13 protein-coding genes are annotated in these 14,997 nt (G+C 50.9%); 12 read left to right on the top strand and 1 reads right to left on the bottom strand.

Annotated elements, in window-relative coordinates:
* The first annotated feature begins 251 nt into the window (after positions 1 to 251).
* From NSQ73_RS01010 to pssA, 8 genes are all read left to right on the top strand, one after another.
* Positions 252 to 1,424 carry a GNAT family N-acetyltransferase gene (locus NSQ73_RS01010; protein WP_340985153.1) on the top strand — a complete coding sequence of 391 codons (1,173 nt, stop codon included), beginning with the start codon at positions 252 to 254 and terminating at the stop codon, positions 1,422 to 1,424.
* Positions 1,425 to 1,787: 363 nt separating this feature from the next.
* On the top strand, positions 1,788 to 2,249 hold the full coding sequence (locus NSQ73_RS01015; RefSeq protein ID WP_039298529.1) for a CtsR family transcriptional regulator: 462 nt from the start codon (positions 1,788 to 1,790) through the stop codon (positions 2,247 to 2,249).
* A 30-nt stretch (positions 2,250 to 2,279) separates the two neighbouring features.
* The gene (locus NSQ73_RS01020) at positions 2,280 to 2,804 is read left to right on the top strand and encodes a UvrB/UvrC motif-containing protein (protein ID WP_039298531.1); all 525 of its coding nucleotides are present in this window, start codon (positions 2,280 to 2,282) and stop codon (positions 2,802 to 2,804) included.
* 29 nt (positions 2,805 to 2,833) lie between these two features.
* Positions 2,834 to 3,898 (top strand): protein arginine kinase, encoded by a 1,065-nt coding sequence (locus tag NSQ73_RS01025; RefSeq protein WP_340985154.1) that lies wholly within the window; start codon positions 2,834 to 2,836, stop codon positions 3,896 to 3,898.
* A gap of 36 nt (positions 3,899 to 3,934) precedes the next feature.
* Entirely contained in the window at positions 3,935 to 6,412 is a 2,478-nt protein-coding gene (gene clpC / locus NSQ73_RS01030) for an ATP-dependent protease ATP-binding subunit ClpC (RefSeq protein WP_042240021.1), read from the top strand.
* Between the two features lie 222 nt (positions 6,413 to 6,634).
* Positions 6,635 to 8,002, top strand: coding sequence for a DNA repair protein RadA (gene radA, locus NSQ73_RS01035; protein WP_039298540.1), 1,368 nt, complete (start codon positions 6,635 to 6,637; stop codon positions 8,000 to 8,002).
* A gap of 13 nt (positions 8,003 to 8,015) precedes the next feature.
* On the top strand, positions 8,016 to 9,092 hold the full coding sequence (disA, locus tag NSQ73_RS01040; RefSeq protein WP_039298543.1) for a DNA integrity scanning diadenylate cyclase DisA: 1,077 nt from the start codon (positions 8,016 to 8,018) through the stop codon (positions 9,090 to 9,092).
* Between the two features lie 65 nt (positions 9,093 to 9,157).
* Positions 9,158 to 9,898 (top strand): CDP-diacylglycerol--serine O-phosphatidyltransferase, encoded by a 741-nt coding sequence (gene pssA / locus NSQ73_RS01045; RefSeq protein WP_340985155.1) that lies wholly within the window; start codon positions 9,158 to 9,160, stop codon positions 9,896 to 9,898.
* A gap of 120 nt (positions 9,899 to 10,018) precedes the next feature.
* Here pssA and NSQ73_RS01050 read toward each other — a convergent pair whose 3' ends face one another.
* On the bottom strand, positions 10,019 to 10,414 hold the full coding sequence (locus NSQ73_RS01050; protein ID WP_039298549.1) for a hypothetical protein: 396 nt from the start codon (positions 10,412 to 10,414) through the stop codon (positions 10,019 to 10,021).
* 211 nt (positions 10,415 to 10,625) lie between these two features.
* Here NSQ73_RS01050 and NSQ73_RS01055 point away from each other — a divergent pair, with 211 nt between their 5' ends.
* From NSQ73_RS01055 to gltX, 4 genes are all read left to right on the top strand, one after another.
* Positions 10,626 to 11,714, top strand: coding sequence for a PIN/TRAM domain-containing protein (locus NSQ73_RS01055; RefSeq protein ID WP_340985156.1), 1,089 nt, complete (start codon positions 10,626 to 10,628; stop codon positions 11,712 to 11,714).
* A 94-nt stretch (positions 11,715 to 11,808) separates the two neighbouring features.
* Positions 11,809 to 12,507, top strand: coding sequence for a 2-C-methyl-D-erythritol 4-phosphate cytidylyltransferase (gene ispD / locus NSQ73_RS01060; protein ID WP_340985157.1), 699 nt, complete (start codon positions 11,809 to 11,811; stop codon positions 12,505 to 12,507).
* Positions 12,504 to 12,992 (top strand): 2-C-methyl-D-erythritol 2,4-cyclodiphosphate synthase, encoded by a 489-nt coding sequence (ispF, locus tag NSQ73_RS01065; protein WP_042140144.1) that lies wholly within the window; start codon positions 12,504 to 12,506, stop codon positions 12,990 to 12,992. The genes ispD and ispF overlap by 4 nt, the downstream gene beginning before the upstream one ends.
* A 55-nt stretch (positions 12,993 to 13,047) precedes the next feature.
* Positions 13,048 to 14,511, top strand: coding sequence for a glutamate--tRNA ligase (gene gltX / locus NSQ73_RS01070; protein ID WP_340985158.1), 1,464 nt, complete (start codon positions 13,048 to 13,050; stop codon positions 14,509 to 14,511).
* Positions 14,512 to 14,997: the final 486 nt, after the last annotated feature.

Raw genomic sequence — 14,997 nt, forward strand, 5'->3', positions numbered from 1 at the left:
CCTAAGTAATCCACTGTTTTTGTGGATAAAAAGTGAATTTTGTGGATAGATAAATATGAATCGTGGATAACTAATTTTTGCCGGGAAGAAACTCTTTCCGGTTTTTTGTTTTACTGTACAAAACCTGTGGATAACTTTTGTTCACGGGCTATTTTTGTACCTCATTAGCTTCTGGACAATTTGCTTGATATACTCAATCTGAGCAACCATTGGACTCTATCTCTATAAATTCATTAACTGGGGTGAGCAGCATGGAAATAAGGCAATTGCATGCAGATGATTTTGAAGAAGGCTTAGGCTTGTCAGAATATGCTTTTCAGTACAAGGTGACCGGAGAAGACAGGGAACGCGCCAGAGAGAAGTTCAAGCCGGAACAAATATGGGGAGTATTCGAAGGACCAAGTTTAAGTGCCAAGCTGGTACTTCTTCCGCTTCAGGCATACATACAGGGCAAGCCCGTATCTATGGGCGGAATTGCGGGTGTAGCCACGTGGCCGGAGAACCGCAGACAGGGATATGTGGCCAAGCTGTTGACCCATGCTCTGCAAACAATGAACGAAGCAGGGCAAACACTGTCTTTTCTGCACCCGTTTTTAATCCCCTTTTACCGGAAATTCGGCTGGGAGATCTATTGTGAATATAAGAAATACAACATACCTGTGAATAAATTTCCGCGGAAGGCTGAAATACAGGGTTCTGTGAAACGCGGTGCGGCCAATGTTGAAATATTACAGCAGCTGTACAACTCCTTTGCAAGCCGTTATAATGGCACGCTCCTGCGTGATGAACACTGGTGGAGAGACAGTGTACTCGATGAGGACACACATCAATGTGTGTTTTATTCGGAGCAGAGTGAACCGGAAGGGTATGTGCTGTATAAAATAGTGAACAAAGAACTGGTCATTGATGAATTTGTCTATCTGAATGAGAAGGCCCGCCAAGGTCTGTGGACTTTTCTGGCCAACCATGACTCGATGATCACCGGAGCTTCATTGAAGCTGGTGCCTTCTGATGACATTCTGCCGTATTTGCTTCCCGACCCGCGAATTGCCCAGGAGAATTATCCGTACTTCATGGCACGCATTGTCAACGCCCAAGCCTTTATAGAGAATTTGTCTTTCCATGCGCTGAGCGGTATCCGGGAACGGCTGCTTTATATTGAAGATGAGCATGCCCCCTGGAATGACGGCCTGTGGCGTTGGACAGTAGCTGAACATGGGGAGGTATCATTTATTCAGATCCCGGGAGACAGATCAAACGCTGATCTTATATGCAGTATTGGTACACTTACCGCGCTGTTGATGGGATATAGACGTCCAGTTGAAATGGCCCGGTATGGACAGTTATCTGGTACACATGAAGCTGTAGATTGGCTGGAGAGGCTGATCCCGCAGGCGCAAACGGCTTTATTTGATTTTTTCTGACAAGCCTGAAGGCTCTTCCGCTTATTGTAGAAGCAGAGGAGCCTAATATACATATCCCCTTGCAATGGGATTAGTGAAGCTATTCGGAATACATTGCGACTAAAAAGTAAAAAATAAGAGCAACCCCTTGGAATTCAGTGAGAATATGTTATAATATGAAAAAAGTCAAAGAAAGTCAAAGTCAACGCGAGGTCGACAGCAGTGCTCTTAGGATTGTAACAGTTGGTGGTCAGGCTCAGTACGAAGGCTATTGCAGCCGATTCGCACTTCAGTCCCCGGGTTAAATTCTTTAGAGCTATGTATGGACGGCGGACGTTGACACAGCACAAGCTTAACCAAGGCTTACACACTGGAGGATGAGTGATGCGTAATATCTCCGATATTATTGAACAATATCTGAAGAATATTTTGCATGAAAGTCCCGAAGGTACGGTGGAAATTCAGCGCAATGATCTGGCGGACCAGTTCTCCTGTGTGCCGTCGCAGATCAATTACGTCATCAGTACACGCTTTACTTTGGAAAAGGGATATGTAGTGGAGAGCAAACGCGGCGGTGGAGGGTATATCCGGATTCAGCGCTTCGAGCTGCCTCAGAATGTGGCACTGTATGCACATCTGAACTCCACAATAGGGAATGATATTGACCAGAATTCCGCCGAAGGACTGATTTATCAGCTGGAGGAGGCCCGTTTTCTCTCCAAGCGTGAAGCGTGTCTTATGCGGTCCGCTGTTTCCCGGGAATGCCTGACGGTTAATCTGCCGTACCGGGATGAGATTCGTGCCAAGCTAATGAAGGCCATGCTAATCTCTTTGTTAGGCAAATAATTGTCAAAATGTGAGGGAGGGACACCGCTCATGCTATGCCAGGAATGCGGGGTCAAACCGGCTACACTCCACTTCACGAAGATCGTGAACGGAGAGAAGACAGAATTTCATATTTGTGAAAGCTGTGCGCGGGAAAAGGGGGAGCTTATCCCCGGTACTGCCGGAGGATTCTCCATACACAGCTTGCTTTCCGGACTGCTTGATCTGGAGAGCGCAGGCAAGGGCAAGTCAGAGGCCGCACAGACTGTGCAGGGGCTGCAGTGTGAGAACTGCGGTATGACCTACTCACAGTTCAGCAAGCTTGGACGGTTCGGCTGCAGCTCCTGCTACAAATATTTTGACAGCACGCTGGACCCGCTCTTCAGACGGGTACACGGAAGTACGGCCCATGTGGGTAAGCTTCCCAAACGGGCGGGTGCACAGATCATGTGTAAACGTCAAATTGATGAGCTGAAACAGGAATTACAGCAGAGCATTATGCAGGAGGAGTTTGAAACTGCAGCCGAGCTGAGGGACAGAATCCGCAAACTTGAAAAAGAAATGCCACAAGAGTAAAGTCTTTGATATATAGGAGGGGATTCCACATGTCAAGTCTCCGGTTTACCGAACAAGCACTTAGTGACTGGATGCGCTGCGGCGGGAGTCATTCCGAGATTGTTATCAGCAGCCGCATGCGTATCGCCCGTAATCTGGAGCACCTTCCTTTCCCGCTATTGGCGTCTGCGCAGCAGTCGGAAGAGGTGCTGGAGCAGCTTGCTCCTGTATTTCAGGGAGAAGCCTCTGCGGATTTCGGCAACTTTCAGCTGCTGAAGCTGGATGAGCTCGATGAGCTGGATAAAAAAGTACTGGTGGAGAAGCATCTGATCAGTCCTAATCTGGCTGATGATTCCAAAGGCGGAGCAGTCATTCTTAATGAGGACGAGTCAGTCAGCATTATGATCAACGAAGAGGATCATCTCCGCATTCAATGCCTGTTTCCGGGTCTGCAGGTCAGAGAAGCCTGGGTAAGGGCCACAGCCATCGACGATATCTTTGAGGCTGCTGTCAATTACGCTTTTGATGACCGCAGAGGATACCTGACCAGTTGTCCCACCAATGTGGGAACCGGGCTCAGAGCCTCGGTAATGGTTCATCTGCCGGCACTGGTTATGACCCATCAGATCAACCGGATTCTATCCGCAGTTAATCAGGTCGGTCTTACCGTTAGAGGAATTTATGGTGAAGGGAGCGAAGCAGTAGGGAATATCTTTCAGATCTCGAACCAGATTACGCTCGGCCAGACCGAGAATGAGATTATTGAGAATCTCCACAGCGTAGTCACCCAGATTATAGAGCATGAGCGGAACGCGCGTGAACGCCTGCTTGTGGATTCCGCCCTGCGGATTACCGACCGCATCAAACGTTCATACGGGATTCTAGCCTACGCGGCTGTGATGGAGCTTAAAGAGTCTGCACAGCGGCTCTCCGATCTGAGGCTTGGTGTAGATTTGGGGATACTGGAAGGGCCTTCGATTTCAGTGCTTAATGAGCTGAATGTCAAGACTCAGCCGGGCTTTCTGCAAAAGCTGTTCGGCGACGAGCTTTCGTCCACCGAACGCGATATGTACCGGGCGAAGCTGCTCCGGGAAACACTGGGATCACAACATTAATTATAGATATATATTATCCGTGGAGGTGCAGGAGATATGATGTTTGGAAGATTTACGGAACGCGCACAAAAGGTGCTGGCGCTGGCGCAGGAAGAAGCCGTACGTTTGGGACACAACAACATTGGGACAGAACATATTTTGCTCGGACTGATTCGTGAAGGTGACGGCATTGCCGCCAAGGCACTGATCGGACTCGGTCTGGGGCTTGAGAAGATTCAGGATGAAGTGGAAACGCTGATTGGCAGAGGTCAGGAACAACCGACCAACATCGCTTATACTCCTCGTGCCAAAAAAGTTATCGAGCTGTCTATGGACGAAGCCCGCAAGCTGGGACATACGTACGTGGGCACAGAGCATATCCTGCTCGGACTCATCCGTGAAGGAGAGGGCGTAGCTGCCCGCGTGCTGAATAATCTCGGTATCAGCTTGAATAAGGCCCGTCAGCAGGTGCTGCAGCTTCTGGGCAGCAGTGAAGCCACTTCAAGCCATAGCGGTGCTCCGGTTAATGTCAGCACACCAACGCTGGATGGTCTGGCCCGTGACTTGACTGCCTATGCCAAGGACGGTAACCTCGACCCGGTTATCGGCCGCAGCAAGGAAATTGAACGTGTTATTCAGGTGCTCAGCCGCCGTACCAAGAATAATCCGGTACTGATCGGTGAGCCAGGGGTTGGTAAAACAGCAATTGCTGAAGGCCTGGCCCAAAAGATCATCAATAATGAAATTCCGGAAACCTTGCGCGACAAACGCGTAATGACCCTGGATATGGGTTCTGTAGTTGCAGGTACGAAATACCGCGGTGAGTTCGAGGACCGCCTCAAAAAAATCATGGATGAGATTCGCCAGGCAGGCAATATCGTGCTCTTCATCGATGAGTTGCATACCCTGATCGGAGCTGGTGGTGCGGAAGGTGCAATTGATGCCTCCAACATCCTGAAGCCCGCTCTGGCCCGTGGTGAACTGCAGTGCATCGGTGCGACAACACTTGACGAATACCGCAAATACATTGAGAAAGACGCTGCACTTGAACGCCGCTTCCAGCCGATTACGGTGGATCAGCCTTCTCCTGCAGAAGCTGTACAGATCTTATTCGGTCTTCGGGACCGTTATGAAGCCCATCACCGGGTGAAGATTACGGATGAAGCTATTGTGGAAGCTGTGAAGCTGTCTGACCGCTATATTCCTGACCGGTTCCTGCCGGACAAAGCGATTGACCTGATTGATGAAGCAGGCTCCAAGGTAAGACTTAACTCTTACACGATCCCGCCCAATCTGAAGGAACTCGAAATGCGTCTGGATGATATCCGCAAGGAGAAGGATTCCGCTGTACAAAGCCAGGAATTCGAGAAGGCTGCAGCGCTGCGCGATACCGAGCAGAAGATCCGTGAAGAGCTGGACACAACGAAGAACCAGTGGAAAGAGAAACAGGGCCGTACGGACTCCCAGGTTACACCTGAGGATATCGCACAGGTGGTTGCCAGCTGGACCGGAATTCCGGTCAGCAAGCTGAAGGAAGAAGAGACAGACCGTTTGCTGAACATGGAGTCTTTGCTGCATGAACGTGTAATCGGGCAGGATGAAGCCGTTAAGGCTGTCAGCCGGGCACTCCGCCGGGCGCGTGCGGGTCTGAAGGATCCGAAACGTCCAATGGGCTCCTTCATCTTCCTTGGTCCAACCGGGGTCGGTAAAACCGAGCTGGCGCGGGCACTTGCCGAAGCAATGTTCGGTGACGAGAATGCGGTAATCCGTATCGATATGTCGGAGTACATGGAGAAGCACTCTACATCCCGTCTGGTCGGGGCGCCTCCAGGCTATGTAGGATATGAAGAAGGCGGACAGCTGACTGAGAAGGTACGCCGCAAACCGTATTCCGTGGTCCTGCTGGATGAGATTGAGAAGGCTCACCCTGAAGTATTCAATATTCTGCTGCAGGTACTGGAAGACGGCCGTCTGACCGACTCCAAAGGCCGTGTAGTCGATTTCCGCAATACCTTAATTATCCTGACCTCTAACGTAGGTGCACAAGCGATCCGCAAGAATTCGACTCTGGGCTTCACCGCGGTACAGGATGCCGGTGCCGATTACGGCAATATGAAGGGCAAGGTAATGGAAGAGCTGAAGAAGAGCTTCCGCCCTGAGTTCCTGAACCGGATCGACGAGATTATTGTCTTCCACTCTCTGGATGAGAAGCATATCGCCGAGATCGTTACCCTGATGTCCGAGGAGCTGCGCAAGCGTCTGCGTGAATATGATGTAGACTTCCTGCTTACCGACGGCGCCAAGGCATTCCTGGCCAAAGAGGGCTATGACCCGGCCTTCGGTGCCCGCCCGCTCCGCCGGGCGATTCAGAAGCACATCGAAGACCGCCTTTCCGAAGAGCTGCTTAAGGGCAACATCAAGAAAGGTGACTCCCTCAACATTGATGAGGTGAACGGTGAGCTTGTGGTAACCAAAGTAGAAGTGCCGGCCGAGCTCTCTCTGGAGAAGGAAGAGAAGGAAGTCGAAACTGAATAATTTTCCAGCAATATGAAACAAAGCTCCCGCTCCTCCGTATAGAGGGGCGGGAGCTTTTATATGTCCGGAGTGATTAATTCTGCCCTGAATCAGGCAGGTTAAGGAGGACGCAAACGAAAAGTAGATCTTAAGTGACCTTTCGTTCAGTGTGCAGAAATGGTAAACTTTGATTAAGAGAAAATTATCCGCAATTTTAGCAAGTTCGGACCGTAAGGAGCGCACATGGCCAAACCAAAAACAAAATTTTTCTGCACCGAATGTGGTTACGAATCACCGAAATGGTTCGGGAAATGCCCGGGCTGCCAGGAATGGAACTCAATGGTGGAAGAAACGGAAAGCGTAGTCAAAACCCAGGGCATGAATGCACCTATTTTTCAGAGTAAAGAAAAGGCGCAATCGATCATAAATATAGAAAGTGACAAAGAGCCGCGTATCCTGACAGGCATCGGAGAGCTTAACCGTGTGCTTGGCGGTGGTATCGTACCCGGCTCGCTGGTACTGGTCGGTGGCGACCCCGGAATCGGGAAGTCCACACTGCTGCTGCAGACATCGCATGCCCTTACAACTCAGGGGCTCCGCGTTCTGTATATTTCCGGGGAAGAATCAGTGCGCCAGACCAAGCTTCGGGCTGACCGCCTCGGGGCGTTGTCGGCGGAACTGTACGTTCTGTGTGAGACGAACATGGAGAGCATTGAAGAAGCAATCGAGCAGATTAAGCCGCAGTTTCTGGTCATCGACTCGATCCAGACCGTATTTATGCCAGAAGTGACCAGTGCGCCAGGCAGTGTAACACAGGTGCGGGAGTGTACGACAAGATTTATGCGGATTGCCAAAATCCGTGGAATCGCAACGGTACTTGTAGGACATGTAACGAAAGAAGGCGCAATTGCCGGTCCGCGGATGCTGGAGCATATGGTGGACTGTGTGCTCTATTTCGAAGGAGAACGTCATCATACGTACCGGTTGCTGCGGGCGGTGAAGAACCGCTTTGGCTCAACCAATGAAATCGGTATTTTTGAGATGGGTGAGGTTGGGCTTACCGAGGTGGAGAATCCTTCCGAGCTGTTCCTTTCTGAACGGCCGCTCGGAGTGGCCGGTTCCGCGGTGGTAGCCAGTATGGAAGGCACAAGACCGGTGCTTGTTGAATTACAGGCGCTGGTTGCAGCAACCCATTTCCCTTCGCCCCGCAGAATGTGCACAGGTATGGATCATCAGAGAATGGCGCTGATCATTGCTGTCCTGGAGAAACGGATGGGCATGTTCCTGCAGAATCAGGATGCTTACCTCAATGTTGCCGGAGGTGTTAAGCTGGATGAGCCGGCGGTGGATCTGGCTGTCGCCATCAGTATTGCTTCCAGCTTCCGGGATATTCCGACCAAGCCGTATGATGTGTTTTTTGGGGAGGTAGGACTTACCGGCGAGGTGAGAGGGGTGTCACGCGCAGAGATGCGGGTGAAGGAGGCCGCTAAGCTCGGCTTCCGGCGGGTAATTATGCCTGAGAAAAGCATGAAAGGCTGGAAGCATCCGCAGGATATCCAGATTATAGGCGTCAGCACCGTAGCAGATGCACTAGCGGTCGCGTTAGATTAGGGGGCACAGGGACATGAAAGAATACAATCCATTAGATAATATGAATGATCTGCTTAGAATGGCCGCACCCGGAACACCTTTCCGGGAAGGGCTGGAGAATGTGCTGCGCGCGAAGACCGGGGCACTTATTGTTGTCGGATACAGTCCGGAAGTGATGGAAGTTGTCGATGGCGGATTCTCCATTAACTGCGATTTTTCACCCAATTATTTATACGAGCTGGCCAAAATGGACGGAGCGATCATCCTGAGTGAGGATCTGAAGCGGATTCTGTATGCCAACACCCAGCTGATCCCCGATTCCTCTATTTCATCCATCGAGACAGGCATCCGTCACCGGACCGCTGAACGGGTGGCTAAACAGACCGGCAAACTGGTTGTTTCCATTTCCCAGCGGCGGAATATAATCACCCTGTATCAGGGTTCAATCCGCTATGCGCTGAAGGAGATAGGTGCGATTCTGGCCAAAGCCAATCAGGCGATTCAGACCTTAGAGAAGTACAAAGCCGTGCTGACACAGGGGTTGACTAACCTTTCTGCTGCCGAATATGAGGGGCTTGTGACGGTGGCTGAGGTAGTCGGCGTGATCCAGCGGGTAGAAATGGTATTGCGGATCAAAATGGAAATTAAGCGTTATATTAACGAACTCGGCAATGAAGGCCGGCTGATCAGCATGCAGATGGAAGAACTGGTCGGAAATACAGAGGAAGAAGCCTGGCTTCTGTACAGAGACTATGCAAGAGAGGAGCAGGAGGACAAAATCCGCGAAATTATCGCCGGGCTGAAGCGAAGCAGTGACGATGAACTGATGGATGACAACCATATTGCCCGCTTGCTGGGCTATTCCTCCACGGCTATTGCATCTGAGGAAGCCGTAACTCCGCGCGGTTACCGTCTGCTCAACAAAATTCCGCGGCTGCCGAATGTGATCATCCACAATCTGGTGGAACGCTTTGAAATGCTGCCTAATCTGATGACGGCGAGCATTGCTGAGCTTGATGAGGTGGACGGCATTGGCGAGGTCCGCGCACGCAATATTCAGGACGGACTGAAGCGGCTCCAGAAACAAGTTCTTATTGACAGGCAAATGTAAATAACATACAATCACGTAATATTGGGAACCCATGAAGTTCAAAGTAGGAAAATTGAGGTGAAGAAATGATACAAAAATCAATTCCGAGTCTTTTTACCATCGGTAATCTGATGCTTGGAATGTTTGGTATCATGATGGCGTTTGACGGTAAGCTGAGCATGGCCGCTATCATGGTGATTATCGCTATGCTGCTCGACGGGCTCGACGGACGTGTTGCACGCGCGCTGAAATGTGAGAGTGAGTTCGGTAAGGAGCTGGATTCCTTATCCGATGTCGTTTCTTTCGGTGTGGCTCCTGCACTGATTATGTATCTAACAAGTTTGCAGGACATGAACTCTGCACTAGGATGGACCGTTACAGCGATTTTCCCGGTGTTTGGAGCTTTGCGTCTGGCCCGGTTTAATGTCCGCCCGGGGATTCCGGGATATTTTGTAGGATTGCCGATTCCTGCTGCAGGTGGCGTTCTGGCCACGCTGGCACTTTTTCATAAAGATGTATCTGCACCGTTTATGATTGTCGCTACCCTGCTGCTGTCTTATCTGATGGTCAGCACGGTGAAGTACCCTAATTTCAAGAAGATCGGCTTCCCCAAAAAGGCAGTTATAGGTGCACCTGTAGTAATTGTGATCGCCGTAGCGGTAGCTGTTGTTTTCCCTGAACAGATTGCCAAGCTGATCTTTGCTTTGCTTGCGTTATATGCCCTATACGGGTTCAGACAGAGTCTGGGCCTCTTGACAGCCCGCCGTCAACGCCGCCGCAGGAAGAGACATGCGGAAGATAAGGTGTATCACTCCAAGAACGGATAGTTCTAACTACGCACTTATTATTTTTTATTTATACACAAAAGGCTGTGCCCTCCCTGACTCAGGAGAAGGCACAGCCTTTTGTGCATTGGTAACGGATGAAGGATAGCGCGGGCAGCCCTGCTAGGACAAGTTAAATAATCCGAGTGTAGCGCATTTTTGCGATTCCTTAGACACAACCTCGTCCATATTAATATCGAGCAAATTGCAAAGAGCAGACATATAGAACAGCTCCCGGCCCAGTTCTGAGGCAATGACCTCCCGGCAGTTCTCACACAGTTCACCTTCAAGGTGTGTTCCGGCAAGCTCTTTGGCTTGTTCAAGTCCCAAAGCCGGTTCGAAGACCTGCTTGGTTGCGTGAAGCTGAATGCAGCCGCATTCAGTAATGGATTTGACGACAGCTCGGTTGACGGATGCACTGCTCTGTCCATTCTTGGACATTACATCCAGAAGACTGCGGTGACGGAGCAGCAGTTCGGAAACTTGATCCTGGAAAGCCTGTAAACTTGGTGCGCTCATTTTCCATTCACCCCTGGGTTCGTAATTGAGTTCATTATATGCCAGGGCCTCCCCTGTTTTCAACAAGGAATAGAAGTTTACGGCAGGCTTTGCAGACCAGGAAATTAATGGATTCAGAAAAAATAACGGCTCCCCGGATTATCGCCCTAAAAATTGGAACATACTGGTGAGGTATAGATGATTTTTGGATGAATAGAAGGAGGTGCTGGTTATGTGGAAAAAGATTATTTTGACGCTTGCCGGGTTATGTGGAGCCTGGTCCGGTTATTCGCTATATCATGCGGCAGAAAGAGGGTTCCCGAAGGGCATGGGGAAACTGGGTGAAAGCTTGCCTGTGGAAGGAAGCATTTTGTTTGCGGTGCTGGGTGCCATTATTTTTTTGATTGCGGGGACGTTATGCGCGGATTGGGCGAGTACAAAACTGCAGGAGGCGGTTCAGTATTGTTCGCGTATACCGATGAGCGAACTCGCTGCAGGCGCTGCAGGGCTTACAGGAGGTCTGCTGCTGTCACTGCTGCTGTATCCAGTCATGGCCTGGCTGGGCAAGGCCGGAGAGCTGCTGCAGGTGGCAGCAACCCTGGCTCTGGGTTATATGGGCCTGCGGATCGGGCTGGAGAAGAAGGAAGAGCTGGCTTCGCTATGGACTACCGGACGCTGGGGACGTTCTGCTGAACCGGAGGGACGGGGACCTGAGGAGCATAAGATTCTTGATACGAGTGTTATTATCGATGGCCGGATTGCCGATATCTGCAAAACGGGTTTCATTGAAGGAACCATCGTTATTCCCGAGTTTGTTCTTGAGGAGCTTCAGCATATCGCGGATTCGTCAGATCTGCTGAAGCGCAACCGCGGGCGCAGAGGGCTTGATATCCTAAACAAGATTCAGAAAGAGCTGGATGTCAAAGTGCTGATCTACGAAGGTGATTTCGAGGAGATTTCCGAAGTGGACAGCAAGCTGGTCAAGCTGGCTAAGGTGCTGCATGGCAAGGTTGTCACCAATGACTTCAATCTCAACAAGGTTTGCGAGCTCCAGGGCGTATCGGTGCTGAATATTAACGATCTGGCCAACGCGGTGAAGCCGGTGGTTCTGCCTGGTGAGGAAATTATTGTGCAGGTGATCAAAGACGGCAAAGAACATGGACAAGGCGTGGCTTATCTTGACGACGGCACCATGATTGTCGTGGAAGGCGGCCGTGATTATATCGGCACTACGATGGAGGTCCTGGTTACCAGTGTGCTACAGACTTCCGCAGGCCGGATGATTTTTGCCAAACCGAAGCTGCTGGAAAAAGCGCAATAAGGGTAAATCAGCCCCTGGAGCGGTCTTATAGGCTTGGAAATGCCGTCCAAACACGTTATGATGGGGATATACGTGAAAGACAGGAGCCGAAAGAATGTCAAACAGTGTAGGCGCCGTTATAGTGGCGGCAGGCAGAGGGACACGAATGGGAACGGCAGAGAGCAAACAATATCTGCTGCTTCAGGGCAAACCGATTATCGTGCATACCCTGGAGGTATTCCAGAAGCATGAACTCATCTCTGAAATCGTGCTTGTCACCGGTGAAGAGGATGTGCAGCGCTGCCGGCAATGGGTACAGGCCTACAAGCTGGACAAAGTGTCTGTTGTTATTCCGGGAGGGGCTGAACGCCAGCACTCGGTACGCCGGGGACTGGGAGAACTTACGACCACCTGGGTAATGGTACATGATGGTGTCCGGCCTTTCGTACAGGGCAGTGAGATTGAAGCTTGTTATGAACGGGCCAGATTTGCCGGAGCCTCTGTGCTTGCAGTTCCGGTTAAGGATACGATCAAGCAGGTGGATGGCGAAGGCAATGTGCTGTCTACGCCGGACCGGCGAAGTCTGTGGGCGATTCAGACCCCGCAGACTTTTCGTCTGTCCGAACTGTTGTCAGCCTATGACGAGGCAGAACGTGACGGCTTCCTCGGTACAGATGACTCCAGTCTGGCGGAACGCAGCGGAATTACCGTTTCTGTAGTAGAAGGAAGCTACAGGAATATTAAGATTACGACACCGGAAGACCTGGATTTCGCTGAATTCACAGAAAGAAGCAGGGGAGAGGAACAGAGATGATCGCTGTAGGACAAGGATTTGACGTGCATCAGCTGGTGGAAGGAAGGCCGTGTATTATTGGGGGAGTGACTATTCCCTATGAGAAGGGGTTACTGGGACACTCTGACGCGGATGTGCTCCTGCATGCAGTAAGCGATGCTATACTTGGGGCGCTTGGACTGGGGGATATCGGCAGACATTTTCCAGATACCGATCCTGCCTTCAAGGATGCAGACAGCCTGAAGCTGCTGGAGCATGTATGGGCGCTTGCCCGTGACCGGGGATACCGGCTGGGAAATATAGATTCGACCATCATTGCCCAGAAACCCAAAATGGCGCCTTATATTCCGCAAATGACCGAGGTTATTGCCCGTGCACTGGATGCGGACCTCTCAAAGGTCAATGTAAAAGCGACAACTACCGAGCAGCTCGGCTTCGCCGGACGCGGAGAAGGAATTGCCGCACAATCTATTGTCTGTCTGCTCCAAGATGTGATATCATCTTGAGATGGCTGAAGTAACAACAGCCTAATTTTAACCAATATGAAGCGGAGGGAAACCCATGACGGATCAAGTCCGGGTGCGTTACGCACCGAGCCCTACGGGACATTTACATATCGGAAATGCCAGAACGGCGTTGTTTAACTACCTGTTCGCCCGCAATCTGGGCGGCAAATTCATTATCCGGATCGAAGATACAGACCTTAAGCGTAATATCGCAGAAGGTGAAGAAAGCCAGTTGAAATATTTGAAATGGCTGGGAATGGACTGGGATGAGAGCGTAGATGTAGGCGGCGAATATGGCCCTTACCGCCAGACAGAACGTCTGGATCTGTACCGTGTCTACTGGCAGGATCTGCTTGACCGCGGCCTTGCTTACCGCTGTTATTGTACAGAAGAGGAGCTGGAAGCAGAGCGTGAAGAGCAGACCGCACGCGGCGAAACCCCGCGTTATTCCGGCAGACACCGTAATCTGACGGAGGAGCAGCGCCTTGCCTATGAGGCGGAAGGCCGTATTGCCAGCATCCGTTTCCTGGTTCCGGAAGACCGTACTTATACCTTCAATGATATCGTTAAAGGCAGCATTTCGTTCAACACCAAAGAAATGGGCGACTTTGTCATCGTGAAGAAGGATGGTATTCCAACCTATAACTTCGCTGTAGCTGTAGATGACCATTTGATGGCCATCTCCCATGTGCTGCGCGGGGAAGACCATATCTCCAACACGCCGCGTCAGCTCATGATCTATGAAGCTCTTGGCTGGGAAGCGCCGCTGTTCGGCCACATGACACTGATTGTCGGCGATGACCACAAGAAGCTGAGCAAACGGAATGAATCGATCATTCAGTTTATCGAGCAGTATGACCAGCTTGGCTATCTGCCGGAAGCGCTCTTCAACTTCATCACATTACTCGGCTGGTCGCCGGAGGGTGAGGAGGAGATTTTCAGCAAGGAACAGCTGATCTCTATCTTCACTGCCGACCGTCTGTCGAAGAGCCCGGCTGTATTCGATACGAACAAGCTGGCACATCTCAATAATCACTATATCAAGCATGCCGATCCTAAGCGGATCGCGGCACTTGCTATTCCCCATCTGCAGAAGGCGGGACGTCTGCCGGAGGTTCTGAGTGATGAGCAGCAGATCTGGGCGGAAAGCCTTGTTGCGCTGTATCAGGAACAGATGAACTCCGCTTCGGATATTGTGGGGCTCTCCGAGCTCTTCTTCCGCAGCCATCTGGAACTGGAGACGGAAGCGGCACAAGTACTTGCCGAAGCCCAGGTTCCTGAAGTGCTGTCCGCTTTTCTCGCTAAAGTGGAAGCTGCTGACGATTTCAGCGCTGCCAATATGGCTGTGCTGATCAAAGAAGTCCAGAAAGAAACCGGACACAAAGGTAAAGCGCTGTTTATGCCGATCCGTGTCGCTCTGACCGGTCAGATGCATGGCCGTGATTTGAATGCGACCATCGCGCTGCTTGGCCGGGACCGGGTCATTGAACGTCTGAAATCGCAGATCAAAGGCGCATAAACCGGGGGATATGAGGGTAGAACCCCTTGTCAGCCCTGCGGCTTTTCGCTAAGATAGAAGAATATAATAACTAATAATAGCTGTGATCAGGAAAAGTACGCGTATACGGGCAATTGCCAGAGAGAATAACCGCTGAGGGAGATTTCCCTTGCAGGCTGGGAGTTATTCATTTGTCTGCCGCTGAACATGCACCTGTGAGCTGCACGGTTGAGCGTCCCTGTCTGTCAGGGGACAGTAGACTGTGCCGGGGACGTTGCCGTTACAGACGCCAAGAGGAACACCGCATGCACCTGCCGCGAAGTTAACGGCAGTTTGATTGTGCGTATGTTCAAGCAGAGTGGGACCACGGTTAAACGTCTCTGCAGCATAATGCTGCAGGGGCGTTTTTTGTTGAAATATAAGGATACCGATTGAATGCTCACAGCATACAGATGAATAGAGACAGTGGGCTGAAGACAATATCTTCCTTTGCACACCTGTAAACAG

The organism is Paenibacillus sp. FSL R10-2736 (genome assembly GCF_038000245.1).
GTDB classification, from domain to species: Bacteria; Bacillota; Bacilli; order Paenibacillales; family Paenibacillaceae; genus Paenibacillus_AQ; species Paenibacillus_AQ phytohabitans.

Coding starts and splice junctions, on each gene's coding strand:
- NSQ73_RS01055 (WP_340985156.1), top strand. CDS start 10,626: ATGTGGAAAAAGATTATTTTGACGCTTGCCGGGTTATGTGGAGCCTGG.
- clpC (WP_042240021.1), top strand. CDS start 3,935: ATGATGTTTGGAAGATTTACGGAACGCGCACAAAAGGTGCTGGCGCTG.
- NSQ73_RS01020 (WP_039298531.1), top strand. CDS start 2,280: ATGCTATGCCAGGAATGCGGGGTCAAACCGGCTACACTCCACTTCACG.
- ispF (WP_042140144.1), top strand. CDS start 12,504: ATGATCGCTGTAGGACAAGGATTTGACGTGCATCAGCTGGTGGAAGGA.
- ispD (WP_340985157.1), top strand. CDS start 11,809: ATGTCAAACAGTGTAGGCGCCGTTATAGTGGCGGCAGGCAGAGGGACA.
- pssA (WP_340985155.1), top strand. CDS start 9,158: ATGATACAAAAATCAATTCCGAGTCTTTTTACCATCGGTAATCTGATG.
- radA (WP_039298540.1), top strand. CDS start 6,635: ATGGCCAAACCAAAAACAAAATTTTTCTGCACCGAATGTGGTTACGAA.
- NSQ73_RS01050 (WP_039298549.1), bottom strand. CDS start 10,414: ATGAGCGCACCAAGTTTACAGGCTTTCCAGGATCAAGTTTCCGAACTG.
- NSQ73_RS01010 (WP_340985153.1), top strand. CDS start 252: ATGGAAATAAGGCAATTGCATGCAGATGATTTTGAAGAAGGCTTAGGC.
- disA (WP_039298543.1), top strand. CDS start 8,016: ATGAAAGAATACAATCCATTAGATAATATGAATGATCTGCTTAGAATG.
- NSQ73_RS01015 (WP_039298529.1), top strand. CDS start 1,788: ATGCGTAATATCTCCGATATTATTGAACAATATCTGAAGAATATTTTG.
- gltX (WP_340985158.1), top strand. CDS start 13,048: ATGACGGATCAAGTCCGGGTGCGTTACGCACCGAGCCCTACGGGACAT.
- NSQ73_RS01025 (WP_340985154.1), top strand. CDS start 2,834: ATGTCAAGTCTCCGGTTTACCGAACAAGCACTTAGTGACTGGATGCGC.